General features: G+C 66.2%; 18 protein-coding genes and 1 tRNA gene. 4 read left to right on the plus strand and 15 right to left on the minus strand.

Features of this window, described 5'->3' with window-relative positions:
• Positions 1-1,010: 1,010 nt before the first annotated feature.
• From A1D30_RS09405 to tolB, 5 genes are all read right to left on the minus strand, one after another.
• Positions 1,011-1,086 (minus strand) — tRNA-Lys (locus A1D30_RS09405).
• Between the two features lie 25 nt (positions 1,087-1,111).
• Positions 1,112-1,960 carry a tRNA threonylcarbamoyladenosine dehydratase gene (locus A1D30_RS09410; RefSeq protein WP_063460467.1) on the minus strand — a complete coding sequence of 283 codons (849 nt, stop codon included), beginning with the start codon at positions 1,958-1,960 and terminating at the stop codon, positions 1,112-1,114.
• Positions 1,960-2,751: a tol-pal system protein YbgF gene (gene ybgF / locus A1D30_RS09415; RefSeq protein ID WP_063460468.1), complete on the minus strand. Its 792-nt coding sequence runs from the start codon at positions 2,749-2,751 to the stop codon at positions 1,960-1,962. The genes A1D30_RS09410 and ybgF overlap by 1 nt, the downstream gene beginning before the upstream one ends.
• Complete coding sequence (gene pal / locus A1D30_RS09420) at positions 2,751-3,293, minus strand: peptidoglycan-associated lipoprotein Pal (RefSeq protein ID WP_063460469.1); 543 nt, start codon at positions 3,291-3,293, stop codon at positions 2,751-2,753. Before pal ends, ybgF begins: the two co-directional genes overlap by 1 nt.
• Positions 3,294-3,337: 44 nt before the next feature.
• Positions 3,338-4,657: a Tol-Pal system beta propeller repeat protein TolB gene (tolB, locus tag A1D30_RS09425; protein ID WP_063460470.1), complete on the minus strand. Its 1,320-nt coding sequence runs from the start codon at positions 4,655-4,657 to the stop codon at positions 3,338-3,340.
• Between the two features lie 184 nt (positions 4,658-4,841).
• Here tolB and msbA point away from each other — a divergent pair, with 184 nt between their 5' ends.
• The gene (msbA, locus tag A1D30_RS09430; RefSeq protein WP_063460471.1) at positions 4,842-6,644 is read left to right on the plus strand and encodes a lipid A export permease/ATP-binding protein MsbA; all 1,803 of its coding nucleotides are present in this window, start codon (positions 4,842-4,844) and stop codon (positions 6,642-6,644) included.
• A gap of 28 nt (positions 6,645-6,672) precedes the next feature.
• On the opposite strand, the gene A1D30_RS09435 is transcribed toward msbA, so the two are convergent.
• The 6 genes from A1D30_RS09435 to mltG all read right to left on the minus strand — a co-directional run bounded on the left by A1D30_RS09435 (position 6,673) and on the right by mltG (position 11,311).
• Positions 6,673-7,347 carry an ankyrin repeat domain-containing protein gene (locus A1D30_RS09435; RefSeq protein ID WP_063460472.1) on the minus strand — a complete coding sequence of 225 codons (675 nt, stop codon included), beginning with the start codon at positions 7,345-7,347 and terminating at the stop codon, positions 6,673-6,675.
• A complete protein-coding gene (locus tag A1D30_RS09440; protein ID WP_063460473.1) occupies positions 7,344-8,150 on the minus strand; it encodes a TatD family hydrolase in 807 nt (268 codons plus the stop codon). The genes A1D30_RS09435 and A1D30_RS09440 overlap by 4 nt, the downstream gene beginning before the upstream one ends.
• 64 nt (positions 8,151-8,214) lie before the next feature.
• Positions 8,215-8,574: a PilZ domain-containing protein gene (locus A1D30_RS09445; RefSeq protein WP_063460474.1), complete on the minus strand. Its 360-nt coding sequence runs from the start codon at positions 8,572-8,574 to the stop codon at positions 8,215-8,217.
• 15 nt (positions 8,575-8,589) lie between these two features.
• Positions 8,590-9,597: a DNA polymerase III subunit delta' gene (locus A1D30_RS09450; RefSeq protein ID WP_063460475.1), complete on the minus strand. Its 1,008-nt coding sequence runs from the start codon at positions 9,595-9,597 to the stop codon at positions 8,590-8,592.
• Positions 9,594-10,271 (minus strand): dTMP kinase, encoded by a 678-nt coding sequence (tmk, locus tag A1D30_RS09455; RefSeq protein ID WP_063460476.1) that lies wholly within the window; start codon positions 10,269-10,271, stop codon positions 9,594-9,596. The genes A1D30_RS09450 and tmk overlap by 4 nt, the downstream gene beginning before the upstream one ends.
• A 17-nt stretch (positions 10,272-10,288) precedes the next feature.
• Positions 10,289-11,311 carry an endolytic transglycosylase MltG gene (gene mltG / locus A1D30_RS09460; protein WP_199865942.1) on the minus strand — a complete coding sequence of 341 codons (1,023 nt, stop codon included), beginning with the start codon at positions 11,309-11,311 and terminating at the stop codon, positions 10,289-10,291.
• A 9-nt stretch (positions 11,312-11,320) separates the two neighbouring features.
• Between mltG and A1D30_RS09465 the strand changes: the two genes are divergently transcribed.
• Entirely contained in the window at positions 11,321-12,229 is a 909-nt protein-coding gene (locus A1D30_RS09465; RefSeq protein ID WP_063460478.1) for a folate-binding protein YgfZ, read from the plus strand.
• 60 nt (positions 12,230-12,289) lie between these two features.
• Here the strand turns inward: A1D30_RS09465 and A1D30_RS09470 are convergent, their stop codons facing one another.
• The 3 genes from A1D30_RS09470 to A1D30_RS09480 form a co-directional block, all read right to left on the minus strand.
• Positions 12,290-13,150, minus strand: coding sequence for a YbgC/FadM family acyl-CoA thioesterase (locus A1D30_RS09470; protein WP_063460479.1), 861 nt, complete (start codon positions 13,148-13,150; stop codon positions 12,290-12,292).
• Positions 13,151-13,158: 8 nt separating this feature from the next.
• Positions 13,159-14,079, minus strand: coding sequence for an alpha/beta hydrolase (locus tag A1D30_RS09475; RefSeq protein WP_063460898.1), 921 nt, complete (start codon positions 14,077-14,079; stop codon positions 13,159-13,161).
• Positions 14,080-14,186: 107 nt separating this feature from the next.
• Complete coding sequence (locus A1D30_RS09480) at positions 14,187-15,056, minus strand: fumarylacetoacetate hydrolase (RefSeq protein WP_109790914.1); 870 nt, start codon at positions 15,054-15,056, stop codon at positions 14,187-14,189.
• A 97-nt stretch (positions 15,057-15,153) separates the two neighbouring features.
• Here A1D30_RS09480 and A1D30_RS09485 point away from each other — a divergent pair, with 97 nt between their 5' ends.
• Positions 15,154-16,290 carry an iron-containing alcohol dehydrogenase gene (locus tag A1D30_RS09485; RefSeq protein WP_063460480.1) on the plus strand — a complete coding sequence of 379 codons (1,137 nt, stop codon included), beginning with the start codon at positions 15,154-15,156 and terminating at the stop codon, positions 16,288-16,290.
• Positions 16,291-16,576: 286 nt separating this feature from the next.
• Complete coding sequence (locus A1D30_RS09490) at positions 16,577-19,369, plus strand: EAL domain-containing protein (protein ID WP_242421833.1); 2,793 nt, start codon at positions 16,577-16,579, stop codon at positions 19,367-19,369.
• 119 nt (positions 19,370-19,488) lie between these two features.
• Here the strand turns inward: A1D30_RS09490 and A1D30_RS09495 are convergent, their stop codons facing one another.
• A complete protein-coding gene (locus A1D30_RS09495) occupies positions 19,489-20,700 on the minus strand; it encodes a patatin-like phospholipase family protein (protein ID WP_063460482.1) in 1,212 nt (403 codons plus the stop codon).
• Positions 20,701-20,715: the final 15 nt, after the last annotated feature.

The raw sequence follows: 20,715 nt of genomic DNA on the forward strand, positions 1-20,715 counted from the left end.
TGCCCTGCTGCTGGAGGTGGCGAGGCAGTTCACGCGGGACAACAACGGCTGGCTGCTGCTGTCACGGGCCTACATGGCAGGCAGGGGCTGGAACTCCAACGACATGCTGACCAAAGCAAAGCGCGAACTGCTGGACGCAGGATTCATCTTTGAGACGGTGAAGGGCCAGCGCCCGAACAAGGCCGCCCGGTATGCCGTGACATGGCGTGCGCTGGACCGACACCCAGGGTATGAAGCAGGCACTGCCGAAGCATTCCAGCGAGGCGCGTACCGCCTGCAAGACCCTGTGCAAATTGCCCCGCCTGCACCGCCCCACGGTACAGAGAAAAACGCATCCCTTGTACCGTCCCACGGTCCCAAAGATGGCCCCATTGCACCGCCCCACGGTACAGAGAGAGGGCCCACTGTACCGCCCCACGGTCCTATCCGGGGTGTTTTTGGGGCTCTGCCTGTACCGCCACACGGACACCTATCTAGAGAACCATCTACAGCGAGCGCAGCGACGGATGTTCAGGGTGTTGAAGGGGGGCAGGAGAGGCGGGCAAACATCGGGCAGGATGACGACAGCGCCAGCCGAAAGCGCGAGGCAGCACCACGACCCACCAGACCCAGGCGAAGGCCAAAGGGGCCGGGGCTGGATGATGCCCAGCACGTACCGCAACCGCCCGACCCAACTGCGCAGCTTGAGTTGCTGCTGAACCGACAGGACTGAGGCATGGTTACGGCGATGGTTACACCCTGGCGCTGCATCCAAATGGGCACTGAGTACACGATTGCAGAGAGCAACGCGGAGGGTGGGCACTCAGTACCCACCCAGTAGAACGACCTACAGCCCCGCCGCGAGCGGGTTTTCTTTTGCTGGCGCTGGTGGCCGAGTGCCTGCCGCCGTGGTGCTTTTTCTGTGCCGTGACCGTGGCTTGTTTTGGGCAAGTTGCCTACAGATTGCCTACAGGCGACGGAAAAGAAAAAACCCCGCTACCAAAACGATAGCGAGGTTTCCTTATGTAGCTTGGTAGGACGTACAAGATTCGAACTTGTGACCAACGGATTAAAAGTCCGCTGCTCTACCAACTGAGCTAACGTCCCGACCGATTGCATCAATCCAGACTGATCAGACTGCTGCAAAGCCTTGGATTATAGCGTCTTTTTTTGACCCCAACTTAGAAATTGTCGCAAGTTTGTCGAGCACCCACCCAGCAGCGCACTGCCCGAAGGTGGCCGTGACCGCGACCACCGAGCCATAGCCATGGCAGTTCAAAGTGCCGTCGCCCTGGATGTTGCAGGACGCATCGGGAGGAGCCACAGCTTCACGGCTGAACACGCAGGTCACACCGATCTTCTTGCCCCCGCGCGGTGCGCGGTGGTGCTTGCGCATCTGGTAGCGCAACTGGGCCAACAGAGGGTCGTGGGTCGTGTAGGCTAGATCATCCACATCGACCTTGTGGGCCTGGCGCTTGCCACCGGCAGCACCGACTGCAATGTGCAGAACACCTGCAGATTGCGCCCATGCTGCGATAGCCACCTTGGCCCGCACCTGGTCACAGGCATCGATGACCGCATCCACTGGGGTCGTCAACAACCCAGGCCAGTTGCCAGGCTCCACAAACTCCTCAATGCAATGGATGGTGCACGCCGGATGGATCTGGGTAATACGGTCCCGCATCGCCAGCACCTTGGCCTGGCCCACCGTATCTGTCAGCGCATGAATCTGGCGGTTGATATTGGACTCGGCGACATGGTCCAGATCGACCAGGGTGATCTGGGCCACGCCACTGCGCGCCAGCGCCTCTGCAGCCCAGGACCCCACCCCGCCAATGCCGATGACGGCAACATGAGCGCAGCGGATTCTCGCCGCGCCTTCCACGCCATACAGCCGCGCCAACCCACCAAACCGGCGCTCCAGTGAAGCCTCAGACTCTTGCGGCAAAGGCAACCCCGGCGAAACGATCTCGCCCGGCATTACTTCAAGCGGGACAGACGCTCTTTGGCAGCGACAGCCGCCTCAGATTGTGGGTAGGCGCGAACCAGATCTTCCAGCGTCTTGCGTGCGGTGCGCGTGTCCTTGAGTTCGATCTGGCAGTTGGCAATCGACAAAGCGGCCTCCGGAGCCCGGGCATGGCCGGGCGCGTCCGCCAGCATTTGCTTGAAGTTACCGATGGCCTCCTTGTACTCCCGCGTGGCGTACTGGGCATTGCCAAGCCAGAAGCGCGCTGATGGCACAAAACCGCTGCGCGGATACTGGCGCACAAATCCCGCGAATGCCGTGCTGGCCTCGGGGAATTTGCCGGACCGGAAGACCGCAAGTGCGGCCTCGAAATCCCGTTTTTCCGCAGGATCCGCCTGAAACTCCTTGCCATCCACCGCCACCTTGACGGGCTCGAACTGGCGAAGCCGCTCATCCACCCCTTGGGCGATGTCCTTCTGGCGCCGCTGAAGGTCGCCCACATCGCGCAGCAGTTGCTCGTTTTGGCCATTGAGCTTGGCCTGCTCAGCCCGCAGGGTCTCTATCTGCGTCTGCAGATCCAGAAGGCTGCGGCGCAGCTGGGCATTTTCTTCACCCAGCTTGCGCAGCTCCTCGGCAGAGCGCTGGCTGGACATTTGCAGACCATCCACACGCTGGCGCATTTCCAGGATGGCCCGGCGTGCTTCGCCATCCTCAAAAATGGCCGCCTGGGCCGAGGGCAGCAAGGCCACCGACAACGCGGCAGCCGCCAAGAGCCGAAGAGGGAACACCACGGCAGCGGTTCGCATCAACGGTAGGACAGTTCAGCACGGCGATTCTTCGCGTGCACATCTTCTGTACCGCCCTGGGCTGCGGGCTTCTCCTTGCCAAAGCTCACAGCCTCCACCTGGCTGTCCGGTACGCCCAGCAGGCCCAGCGAACGGCGCACAGCCTCGGCACGCTTCTGGCCCAGTGCCAGGTTGTACTCGCGACCGCCACGTTCATCGGTGTGGCCTTCGATCATGACCTTGCGGTTGGGGGTTGCCTTGATGAAACGGGAATGCGCTTCGATCACGGACTGGAACTCGGGCTTGATGACATAGCTGTCGTAGTCGAAGTACACGATGCGCGCCACGCCCACTGGACCAGCGCCATCGCGGCCGGATTGCCCCAGATCCACACCGGCCACGCCGCTCTGAGACGTATTGCCAGAGTTGGCACCGCTGTTGGCACCGCCCATGGTGGACGTTGCGTTTTTGTCTTCGACGGGAACATCGTCCAGCTTCACACCAGAGCTGCAGCCGGCGACCAGCGCAACAACGGTAAGGGCAAGGGTAAAACGTTTGATCATCCAAATTTCTCCTGAAGGCTTGATAACTGAAAATGTCGATAAGTTCATTGCTTTTGAAACGGACCCCAGTCGGGTTCGCGCAGATCGCCCGCCTGCCCTGCAAGGCGGGCCTTGATCTTGCCGTCCAGCGTGGTGGTCATCAGTGCCTCACGCCCCTGCTGCTGGGTGGCGTACACGATGAGGCGGCTGTTCGGGGCAAAGCTGGGGTTTTCGTCGGCCATGGTGTCGGTCACGGCATTCACGGTGCCTGTGGACAGGTCCATCACGTGCAGCTTGAAAGCACCGCCCACGCGGGAGATATAGGCCAGCCAGCGCCCGTCCGGACTCACCGTGGGCGAGATGTTGTAGGTGCCCGTGAAGGTTACGCGCTCGGCGTTGCCGCCCGAGGTACCCACCKTGTAGATCTGGGGGGCGCCACCACGGTCGCTAACAAAAAAGATGCTGCGGCCATCGCCCGAGAACACCGGCTCGGTGTCAATGCCGGAGCTCTGCATCAGGCGACGAGGCTCGCCGCCATTCGCGTCGATGGTGTAGAGCTGCGAGCCACCGTCGCGGCTCAGCGTCACCGCAAGCGAACGCCCGTCCGGTGCCCAGGCAGGCGCACTGTTGGAGCCCCGGAAGTTGGCAATCAGGCGGCGACGGCCTGACGCCACGTCGTGCACATAGACCACCGGCTTGCGGGATTCGAAGGACACATAGGCCAGCTGCCCTCCATTGGGCGACCAGGCGGGGGAAATGATGGGCTCCGGGCTCGACAGAGCCGATTGCGCGTTCTCGCCATCGGCATCGGCCACCCACAGGCTGTAACGGGGGCCCGTCTTGGTCACATAGGCGATACGCGTTGAGAAAACGCCGCGCTCGCCCGTGAGCTTTTCGTAGATGAAATCGGCAATGCGGTGTGCCACCAAGCGCAGGTCGCCCTGGGTCACGACAAAACTCTGCCCTCCCAGGTCCTGCCCCTTGACCACGTCCCACAGCCGAAAGCGCACATCAAAACGCCCGTCGGCCAGCCGCGTCACGCTGCCCGTGGCCAGCGAGTCGGCACTTTTTTGCCGCCACAGCGCTACATCGGGACGGGCGGTTTCGTCCAGTGCAGCGCCCGCAGCGTCGATGGCGCGAAACTGGCCACTGCGCTCCAGATCGGCCTGGATGATGGCCGCAATCTTCTGGGGGGCTTGTGCCTCGCCCCGGAAGGAGGCAATGGCGATGGGCAACTGGGTGAGACCCACGCCCGTCACCTCGACGCGAAACTGCGCCAGGGCCGGAAGGGAGGGGGTTGCAATGAGCGCGGCCAAAAGCTGGCGGCGCAAGGGAAGCGGCGAAGCCGCAAAGGAGAGGTGTTTGGAGATTCGATCTGTGGTCATTGGCATCCAGCAGTGGCCGAACAAATGCCGAAGGGCAACCCTGAATGGTACACACAGCGGTAAACCCCCTGTGACAAACTGTGCCTCCACATGTGCTTCATGTGCACCATATCCGGTTGGGCCGGGTATGCGCCTTGGGCGCAGACTGCGGCCCCAAGAAGCACAACCTTAGAATCCGGGCCACATGCATGCCACCGACACGGGCTCTACGCCTGCCAACGCCCCCTCCTCGCCACCCGCCAGCCTGACCACGCGCCTGAAGCGGCTGTCCGTCTATTTCGGCGGCCAGCGGCTGGCCTGGGGCCTGGCGATTGTTGCCACCCTCGTGGGGGCAGTGACCGAGCCCCTGATTCCTGCCCTGCTGCAGCCCCTGCTGGACCAAGGGTTCACCCAAGGGAGCCTGCAGCTGTGGATGGTTCCACTGGCCATTCTCGGGATCTTCTTCGTGCGCGGGCTTGCCCAGTTCGTGGGCCAGTACGCCCTCGCGCGCATCGCCAATGAAGGCATGCTTACCCTGCGTACTTCATTGTTTGAACGGGTGCTTGCCGCAGAAATGGGCCTGTTCAGCCGCCAATCCGCCAGTGCGCTGTCCAACACCGTGGTCTATGAAGTCCAGACCGGGTCAACACTGCTCGTGCAGGCGCTGATGGGGATTTCGCGCGACGGATTCACGCTGGTCGCACTCTTGTTTTACCTGCTCTACCTGAACTGGCAATTGACGCTGATCGTGGCAGTGGTGGTGCCCGGCGTGGCCTGGATCATGAAGACGCTGTCCAAGCGGCTGTACCACCTCACCAAAAGCAGCCAGCAGGCCACGGACGAACTGGCCTATGTGGTGGAGGAAAACGTGCTGGCTCACCGCATGGTTCGGCTGCACGGTGCCCAGGAGAGCCAGGCCCGGCGCTTTGAGGGCCTCAGCCACAGCCTGCGGCGGCTGGCCATCAAATCCACGATTGCATCCGCAGCCATGACGCCACTGACCCAGCTGCTCGCCGCAGCCGCACTGTCGGTGGTGATCTGCATTGCACTCTGGCAGAGCCGTGGGGCCGTGGATGCCAAGGGTGTCACGGTGGGGGGCTTTGCCGCCTTCATCACGGCCATGTTGATGCTCATCGCCCCCATCCGGCGCCTGGCCGATGTTGCCAGCCCCATCACGCGCGGCGTGGCGGCGCTGGAGCGCGGCCTGGCCCTGCTGGGCGAGACCGGCGCCGAAAGTGGCGGCCAGTACCGCACCGATCGGGTCCGGGGCGAGCTGGCGCTGGAACGGGTCACGGTGTCCTTCGGGCCGGACCATGCGCCTGCCCTGGACCAGATCAGCCTGAAAGTGGCGCCCGGTGAAATCGTGGCACTTGTTGGCCCGTCCGGTGCAGGCAAGACCACACTCGTCAACCTTCTGCCGCGTTTTATTGCACCGGTAGAGGGCAACATCCTGGTTGATGGTCATCCCGTTCAGGACTGGGACTTGGGGTCGCTACGCTCGCAGTTTGCAATGGTGAGCCAGGACGTGGTCATGTTCAACGACACCATTGCAGCCAATGTGGCACTGGGAACCACGGTGGACGAACAACGGGTGCGCGACTGCCTGGAAGCCGCGAACCTGGCGGGGCATGTCGCGGGACTGCCGCAGGGCATCCACACCATCGTCGGCCACAACGCCACGCAACTGTCGGGCGGGCAGCGCCAGCGGCTGGCCATTGCACGGGCCCTGTACAAGGATGCCCCCATCCTGATCTTGGACGAAGCAACCTCAGCGCTCGACACCGAATCCGAAAGGCTGGTGCAGGACGCCCTGCAGCGCCTGATGCAGGGCCGCACCACGCTCGTCATTGCGCACCGCCTGTCCACCATCGAACACGCCGACCGCGTGGTTGTCATGGAACGGGGTCGCATTGCCGAACAAGGCACCCACAGCGCACTGATGGCGCAAGGTGGGCTGTATGCCCGCCTGCAGGCGCGTCCAGCCGTTGGCGGCGCCGCGCCAGAGTAGCCCTCGGCGACAGCAGGCTACCTGCTGTTTACCACTTGCCCCGGTTGGGCTGGCGCCGCCGAATGGCGGCAGCAATTTTCTCGGCAGACTCCGTGCGGCTCACACGCAAGGCGAAATCGGCGGCAGTCAAACCCAGCTGGTTCTTGAGCGTAGGGTCTGCGCCCTCGTCTAGCAAAAGCTGCACCGCTTCAATCGAGCCATAGTGCGCGGCCATCATGAGTGGTGTGGTGCCGTTGGGCGAGGTGGCATCGATGTAGGCATGGTTCTCCAGCAGCAGCGAGATGATGACCGCATGCTGCGGCGAGCCCGCCGATGCCGCATAGTGCAGCGGCGCCCAGCCGGTCTTGTTCACATCGGCCTCGCGGGCGATCAGCGCCTTCACCGCATCCACATTGCCTTTGATCGCGGCGATCATGAGCGGGCTTTCATCCTGGGCATTGCGGGCATCCACATTCACCGTGCGCGACGCTAGCAACGCAGCAAAGGCCTTGTTGGCACCGTTCTGCAATGCGATGGTGAGCCCCACCTGCCCCTTGGGGTCGCGCGTGTTGGGGTCAAAACCCCGGCGCAGCAATGCAGTGATCGCATCGCCATCGTCCCGCAGGATGGCCACAAAAAAATCTTCATAAGCACCCGCCCAGGCCTGGGCAGACACCAGACCCAGCGCCACAGCGGCCAGGGCGGAACGTCGTTGCAGACTCATGCCATCACCCCCGGGAACAAGCGGTCGAAATTGCGGCTGGTGGCCTCGGCCACCACCTCCAGCGCCAGGCCTTTGGTCTCGGCCACCTGTCGGGCCACATGGGGCACATACGACGGGTTGTTGGTCTTGCCACGGTAGGGCACCGGGGCCAGGTAGGGGCTGTCGGTCTCGATGAGCATACGGTCCAGCGGCACAAAGGCCACCACGTCGCGCAGCTCCTGCGCGCTTTTGAAGGTGACGATGCCCGAGAACGAGATGTAGTAGCCCCGATCCAGCGCGGCCCGCGCCACCTGCATCGACTCGGTAAAGCAGTGGAACACGCCGCCCGCCTGGTTGCCGCCGCCGTCCTCGCCCTCTTCCCGCAGGATGGCCAGTGTGTCGTCAGACGCACTGCGCGTGTGGATGATGAGCGGCTTGCCACAGGCCCGCGCCGCGCGGATATGGGTGCGGAAGCGGTCGCGCTGCCATTCCAGGTCGGCAATGCTGCGCCCGCCCTTGCGATCTTCCATGCCGTAGTAGTCCAGGCCGGTCTCGCCAATCGCCACCACGCGGGGCAGTGCCGCGCGGTCCAGCAGATCCTGCACGCTGGGCTCGGTCACGCCCTCGTTGTCGGGGTGCACGCCCACCGTGCTCCAGAAGTTGTCGTGGGCCAGGGCCAGGGCGTGCACGCCCTCGAACTCTTCCATGGTGGTGCAAATGCACAGGGCCCGGGTGACCTGCGCCTCGGCCATGGCCTGGCGGATGGCGGGCAGCTGGCTGACCAGTTCCGGGAAGTTGAGGTGACAGTGCGAATCAGTGAACATGCGATTTCAAAATAAAAAAGCCGACCAGCCAGCGCGGGTCGGCACAGGGGCAGCGGCGGCGCGGTCAGATCGTCTGGGTAGGACGGTCCGAGCCCAGCGCAGTTCCCAGCAATTCCTCGATCTTGGCCTTGAGCTGGCGAGATTTTTCGTCCTTGGGGAACTGGATGCCCACGCCCTGGGTGCGGTTGCCCGCAGCACGGGCCGGTGTGACCCAGGCCACGCGGCCTGCCACAGGGTAGCGCTGGGTGTCGTCCGGCAAGGTCAGCAGCACATACACGTCGTCGCCCAGCTTGTAGTCGCGCTGGGTGGGTACAAAAATGCCCCCTTCGGCAAAAAAGGGAATGTAGGCCGCGTAGAGGGCCCCTTTCTCCTTGATGGCCAGCTGCATGACGCTGGGACGGGGTGCGGTGGATGGACTGCTCATGGGTGGGGGTGCGGCTTAGTGTTTGGAGTGTAGGGTGTTTCGCGCCTGGGCGACAAGCGCCTCCAGCATGAGCCCGCCATTGAACGGGTGGTCTGCCGTGCGTGCGGCCTTGGAGAGCGCGCGCGACCAGCGGGTGAGCGCGCCCAGCGGCGGCGTCTTGGGCAGGTCGGCGGGCGCAAAGTAGCGTGGTGCGGCGCCCACGCTGGCGGCCAGCAGGTCGTGGCAGAGCTTTTGCAGCGCGTCGATCACCTGGGCCGGGGCCCAGTCGCCCAGCGCCGTCACATCGCCGCGAGCCACCGCCTGCGGCAAGGCAGACCAGGCCTGCGGGCTGCGGCCGGACTGGGCCAGCGCCAGGGCGTCCTCGGGCCGCCCACCTGCTGCACGCAGAAACGACGCTGCCGCATCCCGGGCCAGGCCCTGGGCCTGCAACCACGCCAGGCTGTCGGCCTCCACAGGCCAGACCATGGTGTGGCCCAGGCAGCGGCTGCGGATGGTGGGCAACAGCTGGTGCGCAGCCTCGCTCGCCAACACAAAACGCACGTCGCCCGGCGGTTCTTCCAGCGTCTTGAGCAGCGCGTTGGCCGTCACATGGTTCATCTGCTCGGCCGGGTAGACCAGCACGGCCTTGCCTTTGCCACGCGCCGAGGTGCGCTGCGAGAACTCCACCGCATCGCGCATGGCCTCCACGCGGATCTCGCGGCTGGGCTTGCGCTTTTTGTCATCAATGTCGGCCTGGGCTTTTTCCGACAGGGGCCAGCCCAGCGCCATCATCTGCACCTCGGGCATCAGCACGCACAGGTCGGCATGGGTGCGCACGTCGATGGCGTGGCAGCTGCCGCACTGGCCGCAGGCGCCCCGCTCTGTCGGCGCGTCGCACAGCCAGGCACGGACCATTTCCAGCCCGAGGGCGTACTGCCCCAGGCCCGACGGCCCCTGCAGCAGCCACGCATGGCCGCGCTGGGCCAACAGGCTGGTGCGCTGCGCGGCGATCCAGGGTGCCAATGGCACGGCTGACTCGCTCATTGCGGCCCTCCCTGTGTGGCGACCATGATGGCCAGCCAGCCCTTGCGCACAAACACGCTGGTGAGCTGCTGCCACACGCGGTGGCGGTCTTGCGCCGCATCCAGGCGGGCAAACCGCTGGGGCGCCGCAGCAGCGCGATCGGCATAGCCCTGGGCCACGCGGCGGAAGAACTCGACCGGCTGGGCCTCGAAGCGGTCGGGCACGCGTGCACCGGCCAGGCGCTCGGCCGCTACCTCGGGGGCCAGGTCAAACCACACCGTCAGGTCGGGTTCACGCATCAAAACAGGGTCCTGCGCCAGTCCTGTCTGGGCCAGGCGCTCCAAAGTTGATAGCACCTCCAGATCAAAGCCCCGCCCCGCGCCCTGGTAGGCAAAGGTGGCGTCGGTGAACCGGTCGCACAGCACCACGTCGCCCCGGGCCAGTGCAGGCTCGATGACGTTGAGCAGGTGGTCGCGGCGGGCTGCGAAGATCAGCAAGGACTCGGTGAGCGCATCCATCGGGTCGTTCAGGACCATCTCGCGCAGCTTTTCGGCCAGCGGCGTGCCGCCGGGTTCGCGGCTCACGGTGACGGTGCGGCCCTGGGTGCGGAACGCAGCCGCCAGGCCCTCGATGTGCGAGGACTTGCCTGCGCCATCGATGCCTTCAAAGGTGATGAAGAGTCCGGGTCGTGACATGGAAGCCTTGGTTGAATCTACTGCTGCCCGCGCTGGTAGCGGTTGACGGCACGGTTGTGCTCCTCCAGCGAGGCACTGAAGTGGCTGCTGCCGTCGCCCTTGGCCACAAAGTACAGCGCCCGCGTGGCCTGCGGCTGCACGGCGGCCAGCAGCGCGGCCTTGCCGGGCATGGCGATGGGCGTGGGTGGCAGGCCGGGGCGGGTGTAGGTGTTCCAGGGGGTGTCGGTCTGCAGGTCACGCTTGCGCAGGTTGCCGTCAAACTTCTCGCCCAGGCCATAAATCACCGTGGGATCGGTCTGCAGCAGCATGCCCACGCGCAGGCGGTTGACGAACACGCCTGCAATCTGGCCCCGGTCGCTGGCCTTGCCGGTTTCTTTTTCAACGATGCTGGCCAGGATCAGCGCCTCGTCCGCCGACTTGAGCGGCGTGTCGGCCGCGCGCTGCGCCCAGGCGGCTTCAAGGCGGCGGTCCATGGCGTGCATCGCCCGGCGCAGCAAGGCAATGTCGCTGGAGCCTTTGGCGTAGGTGTAGGTGTCGGGGAAGAACCGCCCCTCGGGCGCCACGTCGGGGCGGCCCAGCTGGGCCATCAGTGCTTCGTCGGTCAACGTGGCGGAGTCGCGCTTGAGCTGCTCTTCCTTGGCCAGCGCCTGGCGCACCTGGCGCCAGTTCCAGCCTTCCACCAGGGTGAGTGCGCGCAGCGCCTCTTCGCCCCGGGCCAGCTTTTGCAGCAGGCTGATGGGCGTGGTGCCAGGCGGGATTTCGTAGTTGCCGGCCTTGATGGCGCGGTCTTGCCCTGAGACGCGGAACCAGGCGTAGAGCAGGCGCGCGTCCGTCTTGACTCCGGCCGCCACCACATCGCGCGCCACGCCGCGTGGCGTGGTGCCGGGCTCGATGGCCAGCTCCAGCGGCTCGGGACCCAGGTCCAGCGGCTGGTGCAGCCACCAGTAAGCGGCACCGCCCAGTGCGATCCCCACCAACACGATCAAAGCCAGTAAACGTCGCACAACCCTGCCGTCTGTATGTATGAAACAGGGCATCATAATTCAGCGATGACCTACCCCTTGAATGGCATTGCCCCCCTGTCCCACCTCGGCGTGATTCGCGTGGAAGGCGAAGACGCCGCCAATTTTCTGCACGGCCAGCTCACCCAGGATTTCGCCCTGCTCGGCATGGAGCAGGCCCGCCTCGCGGCCTTCTTGTCGGCCAAGGGCCGGATGCAGGCCAGCTTCATTGGCTTCAAGCGCAGCGCCACCGAAGTGCTGCTGGTCTGCAGCCGCGACCTGCTGCCGCCCACACTCAAGCGCCTGTCGATGTTTGTGCTGCGCGCCAAAGCCAAGCTGACCGACGCCACCAACGACTTTGCCCTGTACGGCCTGGCCGGAGACGCCCTGCCCGGCGGCAGCCAGCCCGCCTGGACCAAGACCGACACCGGCAGCGCATCAGTGGTCCATCTCTATCCCGCCGACGGCCAGCCCCGCGCGCTGTGGGTGGCCCCGGCAGCCAACCCCGCCCCCACAGGCCCCGCGCTGGACGAGGCGCTGTGGCGCTGGAGCGAAGTAAAAAGTGGCGTGGCCACACTGACCACGCCTGTGGTCGAAGCCTTTGTGCCCCAGATGCTCAACTACGAATCCGTGGGCGGCGTGAACTTCAAGAAGGGCTGCTATCCCGGCCAGGAGGTGGTGGCGCGCAGCCAGTTCCGGGGCACGCTCAAGCGCCGCGCCTACATCGCCCACGCCGCAGCCGAGGTGGCGGTGGGCGCCGAGGTGTTCAGCACCAGCGATCTGGAGCAGCCGTGCGGCACGGTGGTGCAGGTGGCACCTGCACCGGGCAGCGGTTTCGACACCATCGTGTCGCTGCAGATCAGCGCAGCGCAGGCAGGCAGCCTGCAGGTGGGCGCGGCGGATGGCGTGGCGCTGTCGCTGCAGCCCCTGCCCTACCCTCTGCTCGAAGATATTTGAATAAAAATGGGCTCCTGCGCGCGTCCATCATGCGCTAGCAGCTCACTTTTTAATAGCAAATCACTGCAGCTTGCGCGCCATGGCAATGTGCGCAATGCCCGCCTCTTCGTACGGCTCGCCCACCACGGCGAAGCCCGCGCGGCGGTAGAAGCCCTCGGCACTGCTCTGGGCATGCAGCTGCACCTCGGTGTCGCCCCGGGCGCGGGCGGCGTCTACCAGCGCATCCAGCAACTGCCGCCCCCATTGCGCACCACGCACCGAGCGGTCCACCGCCATGCGGCCAATGCGGCCCACGCCCGGCGATGGCTGCAGCAGGCGGCCTGCAGCGATGGGCATGCCCAGCCGGTTGTAGAGCACGGCATGGCGGGCTGAAATGTCGTGAATATCGGCCTCGACGTCGGCGGGGATGCCCTGCTCGTGCACAAACACTGCCGTGCGCACGCGGCCTGCGTCACGCCCCAAAGTGTTCCAGTCGCCCGTGCGCACCTCGGCCATCTCGGCGCCCGCTTCGAAGCCTTCAAAGATTGCGCGCAGTGCGGGCGGCACGGGGCGGGAGGTCTGCGTGGCCGGGTCGGCAAACACATAGACCAGTTCGGCCGAGATCAGCAGCCGGTCGCCACAAAAAATGCCTGCGGTGAACAGGCACGACGAGTTGCCAATGCGCGTGGACTGCATGCCCACATCCAGCGTGTCATCGAGCCGCGCCGAGGCGTGGTATTCAACCGTGGCCTTCTTCACATAGATCTCGCCGCCCAGGGCCAGCATGCTGGCTTCGTACGGCAGCGCCAGCGCGCGCCAGTAGTCGGACATGGCCGTGTCGATGTACATGAGGTAGTGCGCGTTGAACACGATCTTTTGCATGTCCACCTCGGCCCAGCGCACGCGCAGGCGGTGGAAACAACGGAAGTCACTGCGTTGCATGGATTGATTTACTCCAGGTGAAAAGCCAGGCGCAGCGCACGGGCCGCGTCGGCATGGGCCTTGCGCGCCTCGGGGATGGCGCGGCCCATCTTGATGAATTCGTGGGTCACGCCGCGGTAGATGTCCAGGTCCACCGGCACGCCCGCCAGGCGCAGCTTGTCGGCGTAGTCAATGCCTTCGTCCACCAGCGGGTCGCATTCAGCCAGACCGATCCAGGCGGGCGCAACGCCCTCCACGTCCGGCGCCAGCAGCGGGGCAAAACGCCAGTCCTCGCGCTCCTCGCGCGTGGTCACGTAATGGCCGAAGAACCAGCTGATGGCAGGCTCCTCCAGCACCAGGCCGCGCGCAAAAGTGGCGTGCGACGGCGTGTCCTGGTGCGCCGCACAGCCGGGGTAGATCAGCAGCTGCAGCGCCAGCGGCAGGCCCGCATCGCGCGCCAGGATGGCGTTGACGGCGGCCAGCGTGCCGCCTGCACTGTCGCCACCCACAGCGAGGCGTTGGGGGTCAGCACCAAGGCGTTCCGCGTTGGCTGCGAGCCACTGCAGCGCATCCCAGGCATCGTTGCTGGCGGTGGGGAAGCGGTGCTCCGGCGCCAGCCGGTAGTCCAGCGACACCACCAAACAACCGGCCAGGCGCGCCAGTTCGCGGCACAGGATGTCGTGTGTGGCGATGTTGCCAATGGTGAAGCCGCCGCCGTGCGTGTACAGCAGCATGGGCAGGCCCTTGTCGGTGCTGGGCGCATACAGCCGCGCGGGCAGTTGGGCCCCATCGCGGGTGGGGATCTGCAGGTCTTCCACCCGCGCCAGCGCGGCCTTGGGCACCTCCAGCACATCCGCACCCGCCTGGTAGGCAATGCGCGCGTCCTGCGGCGTGCGCGTGTGCAACGGTGGGTGCCCGGCGCGGGCCATGCGTTCGAGCACGCTGCGCATCTGCGGGGTCAGGCGGGTGTGGTGGATGTGCAGGTCGGTCAACGGTGGGGTCTCTATGGCGAAAAGAAAGGCAACGGCCTGCACAGCGGCGGGCCGTTGGGAGCGGCTTACTTGAAGGTCACGCGCACGGGCGTCGCGCCGGGCAGGCCGTCATAGGTCGCCGTCACCGCCAGACCCGACTTGGGCGGCAGCAATGCAGAGAACGAGCCCAGGCTGATCAGGTCGCCCGGCTGCATCGCCAGGCCTTCCTGCGCCAACGCACCGGCCAGCCACACCACGGCATTGAGCGGATGCTCCAGGATGTCGCTGCCCTTGCCGCCGCCCAGGCGCGCGCCTGCGCCATCGGCCAGCGACACGTTCATGTCGGCCAGTGCCTTGAGCATGGCAAAACGCTCGCCCCGGTACACAGGCACCGCAATGGGCGCACCGGCCACCCCCAGGCGTGCACCCACGTTGATGGCGGTCACGCCAGCGCCGTTGAGCTTGGGTGGCGCCTGCACCATCAGGTCGGGCAGTTCAATGAAGGGGATGACCTGGTCCACAGCGTCCAACACGTCCATGGGGGTCTTGGCCTGGTTGATGGCGGCGCTTTTCACGCGCACCAGCATGTCGGCTTCGTACAGGGGGCGGGCGCCGAATGCGGGGTCCACCGTCGCGCCGCTTTGCAGCACCATGCCCTCGTAGAGCTTGCCCCACACGGGCTTGTCGGTGTTGAAGCGCTTTTGCACGGCGGGGTTGGTCAGGCCCGCCTTGTAGCCAATCACCTTGCCCATGCGCTGGGCCAGCAAGGCGTTGACCTTGCCGCGTGTGCAGGCGCCATCGGCGTCGGTGAGGTTCTCGGGGTTGGCGGCCGGGGTCTTGGCCACGTAGCTGGCCACCAGCTCGGCGGCCTGTGTTTCGCTCAGGCACTGGGCCTGGGCCGTTGTCACAGATGCGACGGCCACCAGGGTCACCATCAGGGTTTGCTTCGTTTTCACGGCTGTCTCCTCCTTATAAAGTGGGCTCAGAACCCGTATCAAGGGCTGGCGGGCTATCGTAATCGCTGGCACTCCCATTCACACATCCTGTTGCACCATGGCTTTCATCTACTACGTCACCCAGATCCAGTTTGAATTCGGCGCCGTCCAACTGCTCAAGCAGGAATGCGGGCGTGTGGGCATCACCCGCCCGCTGATCGTGACGGACCCTGGCGTGAAGGCTGCTGGCGTGCTGCAAAAGGCGCTCGATGCGTTGCCCGGCATGACGGTGGCCGTGTTTGACCAGACCCCGTCCAACCCCACCGAAGCCGCCGTGCGCGCCGCCGTGGAGATGTACAAGGCCCAGGGCTGCGACGGCCTGATCGCCGTGGGCGGCGGCTCGGCCATCGACTGCGCCAAAGGCATCGCGATTGCCGCCACGCACGAGGGGCCGCTGACGCACTACGCCACCATCGAAGGCGGCTCGCCGCGCATCACCGACCGCGCTGCGCCGCTGATCGCCGTGCCCACCACCAGCGGCACCGGCAGCGAGGTGGCGCGCGGCGCCATCATCATCGTGGACGACCACCGCAAGCTCGGCTTCCACTCGTGGAACCTGGTGCCCAAGACCGCCATCTGCGACCCGGAACTCACGCTGGGCCTGCCGCCCATGCTCACGGCAGCCACCGGCATGGACGCGATTGCGCACTGCATGGAAACCTTCATGTCCGCCGCGTTCAACCCGCCCGCCGACGGCATTGCGCTGGACGGCCTCACGCGCGGCTGGGCGAACATCGAACAGGCCACCAAAAACGGCAGCGACCGCGACGCGCGCCTGCACATGATGAGCGCCAGCATGCAGGGCGCCATGGCCTTTCAGAAGGGCCTGGGCGCCGTGCACTCGCTCAGCCACAGCCTGGGCGGCGTGAACCCGCGCCTGCACCATGGCACGCTCAACGCCATGTTTTTGCCCGCCGTGGTGCGCTTCAACGCGCAGGCCGAGTCGGTGCAAAAAGAAAAGCGCCTGGAACGCATGGCCCACGCCATGGGCCTGGCCAGCGCAGGCGACATCCCCGAAGCCATCCGCGATATGAACGCCCGCCTGGGCCTGCCCACGGGCCTGGCCGCCATGGGGGTGAACGAGGCGATGTTCGACGACATCATCAAAGGCGCCATGGCCGACCACTGCCACAAGACCAACCCGCGCATTGCCACCCCCGAGGAATACCGCGACATGCTGGCCCAGTCGCGCTGACCGCATCCCCATCCGCCCGCCACGGGTCTTCGGACCCGCGCGCGGGCCCCGCCGCAGGTGGCATTGGCTTGAACATTACAAAATGTCACAAACTCGCCACACTCCCCCACCAGGCTTCGATCAAAAGTCAGCCCGCGCAGCACCTGCGGCTAGACTCCCACCGGTTCACCATTAATTAACGATTCATTACCTGGGATGGGGGAGAGGGCCACCGCCGATGACGCGCACTGCAAATCTCAGCACATGGCTTCTGCGGGGCACCTACCCCCGACTCTACGTCCCCATCGTGCTGATCATCCTGCTGGTCAGTGGCGTGCGCTACCACGCCCTGCTGCAGGCCGAGACCGGCGAAGTCCACCGCCATGCTGCGGCCGAACTGCGCCGCGCCAGTGACTACCTCCTGCCGCGCCTGGCGACCACCCCCACCCCGGATGCCGACGCGATTGCGGGCATCCTGCGCGATGGCATCACCCACCTGGGGCCCGGCGTGCAGGCGCTCCGGTGGGAGCCCTCGGAGTCGGCCCAGCAGCTCGCCTTGCCCGCCACCGAGGTGCATGCCCCCGCCCCCACCGCCCCGGCAGCCCCGGCCTGGTTTGCCCGCTGGCTGAACATCCCCCAGCCCCTGCAGCAGTCCGCCCAGCGCCTGGCCGACGGCACCCCGGGCCGCCTGACCATCGCGCTGCAGACCCAGCCGCTGGTGGACCGGGTCTGGGGCACGGTGATCGTCCAGGCCCGCATCTCGGCGCTCAACATCTTCACCATCCTGTTCCTGCTCACCCTGCTGCTGCGCGCCAATGCACGCATGCTGCGGCGGCTGGCGCAGGCCACCGATGCGTTCCGCCAGGGCTACCTGGGCACCCGCATGGAGGTGACCGGCACCCTCGAATCCCGGGCCATGGCCGAGACGTTCAACGACATGGCGGGCAAGGTCCAGTCGCTGGTGCTGTCGCTGCACGAAACCCAGCGCCAGCAAAGCGAGCAACTGCATTTCACCCGGCAGCTGATCGACGCCCTGCCCCTGCCCGTGTTCGTGCGCAATGCCGACGGCACCTATGTGGACACCAACCGCGCCTGGCAGCGGCTCTTCCAGGCCCCGGTGGACCCGACCGGCGCCCACCACGCCTCCAACGTGCCCGACGCCCTGGCGCCCGAACACTCGGCCCAGGTCGCCAACGCACAGGACAACGTGGTCGCGATCCACCCCCTCCACACCGCCCACCAGCCACCGCTGTACATGGCGTACTACGAAGCGCCCTTCACCAGCACCAGCGGCGCGCTGGCAGGCACCATCGGCACCCTGGTGGACGTGACCGAACGCAAGCGCGCCCAAGAGGCCCTGCAGGCCGAGAAGGAGCGCGCCGAAGTCACGCTCGCCTCCATTGGCGACGGGGTCATCACCACCGACCTGGCGGGGCGCATCGACACCCTCAACGAGGCCGCGCAGCTCATGACCGGCTTCACCGCCCTGCAGGCCGTGGGCCGGCAGCTGGACGATGTGTTCCGCCTGTACGAAGAGCCCGCCAGCCGCAACGCCAGCACGGCCGCCGAGCGCGACAGCCAGCCCGGCGCGCTGCAGCAGGCCACCCACGAGGTACTGATCCACCGCTCGGGCGAACGCTACGCCATCGAATACACCGCTTCGCCCATCCGCCAGCACAACGGCCAGGCCGTGGGCTGCGTGCTGGTGTTCCGTGATGTGACCGAAGCCCGCAACCTGCGCCACCAGATCTCCTGGCACGCCCGGCACGACCCGCTGACCGGGCTCTACAACCGCACCGCCCTGGCCGAGCGCCTCACGCACGCCCTGTTCGTGGCCCGCAACAAGGGCCTGCTGCTGGCCGTGTGCATGCTGGACCTGGACCATTTCCAGGCGGTGAACGACGCCTTTGGCAACCGCGTGGGTGACCGCCTGCTCAAGGAAACCGCCCGGCGCCTGGGGGCCTTCATCACCCCAAGCGATGCCGTGGCCCGCATGGGCGGCGACGAATTTGTGCTGCTGCTGGGCGAGCAACCCGACATCCCGGCCATCGAAGCCCGCCTGGCCGTGCTCATGCAACAGCTGGCCGCGCCTTATGCCATCGACAACCGCGAGGTAAACACCACCGTGAGCATTGGTGTGGCCGTGTTTCCGCACGACAACGCCAGCCCCGACACCCTGCTGCGCCACGCCGACCAGGCCATGTGCCAGGCCAAGAGCTTCGGCCGCAACCAGCTGCATGTGTTCGACGTACAGCAAGACCATGCCGTGCAGACCCAGCACACGCGCCAGACCCGCGTGGCCCAGGCCCTGCACGCGGGCGAACTGGTGCTGCACTACCAGCCCAAGGTCAACCTGCGCACCGGCGAGATCATCGGGCTGGAGGCCCTGCTGCGCTGGCAACACCCCACCGAAGGCCTGCTGGGCCCGCAGCATGTGCTGCCCCTGGTGGAAGACACCGACCTGCAGGTCGAGCTGGGCGAATGGGTGCTGCGCCAGGCCCTGGCCCAGATGCGGCAGTGGACCGATGCGGGCATGCTGTGGGAGGTCAGCGTCAACATCGCCGCGCCCCATTTCCACCGGCCCAACTTCGTGCCGCGCCTCAAGGACATCCTGCACACCTGCCCCGAGGTGTCCCCCACCCGGCTGGAGCTGGAGATCCTCGAATCCGCCGCCCTGGAGGACATGCAGTACATGCGCAGCATGATGCAAAGCTGCCAGGCCCTGGGCGTGCGGTTTGCGCTGGACGACTTCGGCACCGGCTACTCATCGCTGTCCTACCTCAAGCGCCTGCCCGCCGAGACGATCAAGATCGACCAGTCCTTCGTGCGCGGCATTCTGGAGGACGGCGACGACCTCACCCTGGTCCAGGCCATCGTGGCCCTGGCCGCCGCCTTCCACCGCCATGTGGTGGCCGAAGGCGTGGAGACCGCCGAACATGCCGCCCGGCTGCTGGAGCTGGGCTGCGAGCGGGCGCAAGGCTACGGCATCGCACGGCCCATGCCCGCCCATGAGGTGCTGGGCTGGGCGCGCGACCATGCGGCCCGCCACGCCGCCCGGGCGGTGCAGGACGCGGCCACGCGGCGCCCTGCGTCGGCTTGAGGGCCGCCAGAGCGGCGAACGGGCAACTTCCCTCGCAACGCAGTGGATGCGTGAGAGCAGGCCAAGCGGCAGAGCGTTCGGACCGCGCCCACCCCACGTTCAAACCACGTTCACCCCGCCTACAGGGGATGCACGGCCCCCATGTCGGGCCGCTGCAGCCACTCGGCCCATTCATCCGCCAGCTGCTGGCTGGCGCTGGTGGCGCCCAGCCAGGCCTGGGCACGGGCGCGGCTGTCGGTGCCGTAGTGGGTGAAGTCCTTGCGGTCCGGCAGCTTGGCGTTGGGGAGCGCGCGCACCCAGTCGGGGTTGGGCGACAGCACCACCATGTTGTCCAGCGCGGGGGTGGCCCGGTGGCGCCACTTCAGGCCCTTGTCCAGCCAGCCCGGCACCACCCGGTGCTGGAAGTGCGGATACAGCACGATGCCCGCAGAACCCGGGCGCGCACCTGCCGCCATGGCCTGCGCACCCTCGCTTTTCAAGGTTTTTAGGCCGTCTGCGCGCGTCCCTATTGCCTTTTCAGCTATCAAATTAGAAGCATCCGAGCCTGCCTGGCCATAGGCCAGATGCAGGTGGTAGTCGGTGATGCCGCCATCCCAGTACGCCCCGGGCGGCGCCCCCGGAATGTTGTGCACGGCCTGCAGCACAAAAGGGATGGAGCAGCTGGCCTGCAGCGCGGGCATGAAATTGGCCGCACTGAGCCGCACCTGCCGCGTGCGGTAGTCCGACGTGCCAAACGGCAGCGCCGCACAGGCCGCCCCCGGCACCGTTGCGTCGGGCGACGAGAACACGACCCGCTCGAGCCAGGCCCCCATGGCCTTGCGGTGTACGGTATTGGTCAGGAAGGCGCCCAGATAGCCCAGCGGCGTTGCCACACCATGCTCACGCCCCAGCAGGTGCCGACCCCGCGACGTGATGATGTGCAGGCGATAGCGCGGGTGGCTCAGCACCTCGTCCMCCCGCCCGCCATAAAACGCATCCAGGTTGCGTCCAAACCGCTCGCTCACATGGGCTGCCGTAGGGCGCTTCTTGCCTGGAGGCAGCTCATAGTCCTGGTGGATGTAGTCATGCTCCAGCCGCTCAAACGCCGGCACCGATTGCTGCAAACAGGCCGTGGCCATGCGCCACGCGCCAATCGAGGCGCCCACCAGGTGCACGGGCTGGTCAGATTGCGGCAGCCACTCCCCAAAAATGAACCGGTCCAGCGGCCCCAGGATCAGCCCCTTGGGGCCCCCTGCGGCTGCGGGGATCACCCCCACATCGCCGGGTTGCAGGCCGTGTTGCTCAAGGTGTTGCCGGGCGCGGGGGCCGGCGTGGATGCGCAGTGCTTTCATGGCGGCGATTGTCGC

Origin of the sequence: Acidovorax sp. GW101-3H11 (assembly GCF_001633105.1) — a bacterium.
Taxonomy (GTDB): Bacteria; Pseudomonadota; Gammaproteobacteria; order Burkholderiales; family Burkholderiaceae_C; genus Acidovorax.

What these genes read in the sequence shown, in the direction of transcription:
- A1D30_RS09410 (WP_063460467.1), bottom strand. Translation starts at nt 1,960, where the DNA reads ATGCCGGGCGAGATCGTTTCGCCGGGGTTGCCTTTGCCGCAAGAGTCT.
- ybgF (WP_063460468.1), bottom strand. Translation starts at nt 2,751, where the DNA reads ATGCGAACCGCTGCCGTGGTGTTCCCTCTTCGGCTCTTGGCGGCTGCC.
- pal (WP_063460469.1), bottom strand. Translation starts at nt 3,293, where the DNA reads ATGATCAAACGTTTTACCCTTGCCCTTACCGTTGTTGCGCTGGTCGCC.
- msbA (WP_063460471.1), top strand. Translation starts at nt 4,842, where the DNA reads ATGCATGCCACCGACACGGGCTCTACGCCTGCCAACGCCCCCTCCTCG.
- A1D30_RS09435 (WP_063460472.1), bottom strand. Translation starts at nt 7,347, where the DNA reads ATGAGTCTGCAACGACGTTCCGCCCTGGCCGCTGTGGCGCTGGGTCTG.
- A1D30_RS09440 (WP_063460473.1), bottom strand. Translation starts at nt 8,150, where the DNA reads ATGTTCACTGATTCGCACTGTCACCTCAACTTCCCGGAACTGGTCAGC.
- A1D30_RS09445 (WP_063460474.1), bottom strand. Translation starts at nt 8,574, where the DNA reads ATGAGCAGTCCATCCACCGCACCCCGTCCCAGCGTCATGCAGCTGGCC.
- A1D30_RS09450 (WP_063460475.1), bottom strand. Translation starts at nt 9,597, where the DNA reads ATGAGCGAGTCAGCCGTGCCATTGGCACCCTGGATCGCCGCGCAGCGC.
- tmk (WP_063460476.1), bottom strand. Translation starts at nt 10,271, where the DNA reads ATGTCACGACCCGGACTCTTCATCACCTTTGAAGGCATCGATGGCGCA.
- mltG (WP_199865942.1), bottom strand. Translation starts at nt 11,311, where the DNA reads ATGATGCCCTGTTTCATACATACAGACGGCAGGGTTGTGCGACGTTTA.
- A1D30_RS09465 (WP_063460478.1), top strand. Translation starts at nt 11,321, where the DNA reads ATGACCTACCCCTTGAATGGCATTGCCCCCCTGTCCCACCTCGGCGTG.
- A1D30_RS09470 (WP_063460479.1), bottom strand. Translation starts at nt 13,150, where the DNA reads ATGCAACGCAGTGACTTCCGTTGTTTCCACCGCCTGCGCGTGCGCTGG.
- A1D30_RS09475 (WP_063460898.1), bottom strand. Translation starts at nt 14,079, where the DNA reads ATGCGCAGCGTGCTCGAACGCATGGCCCGCGCCGGGCACCCACCGTTG.
- A1D30_RS09485 (WP_063460480.1), top strand. Translation starts at nt 15,154, where the DNA reads ATGGCTTTCATCTACTACGTCACCCAGATCCAGTTTGAATTCGGCGCC.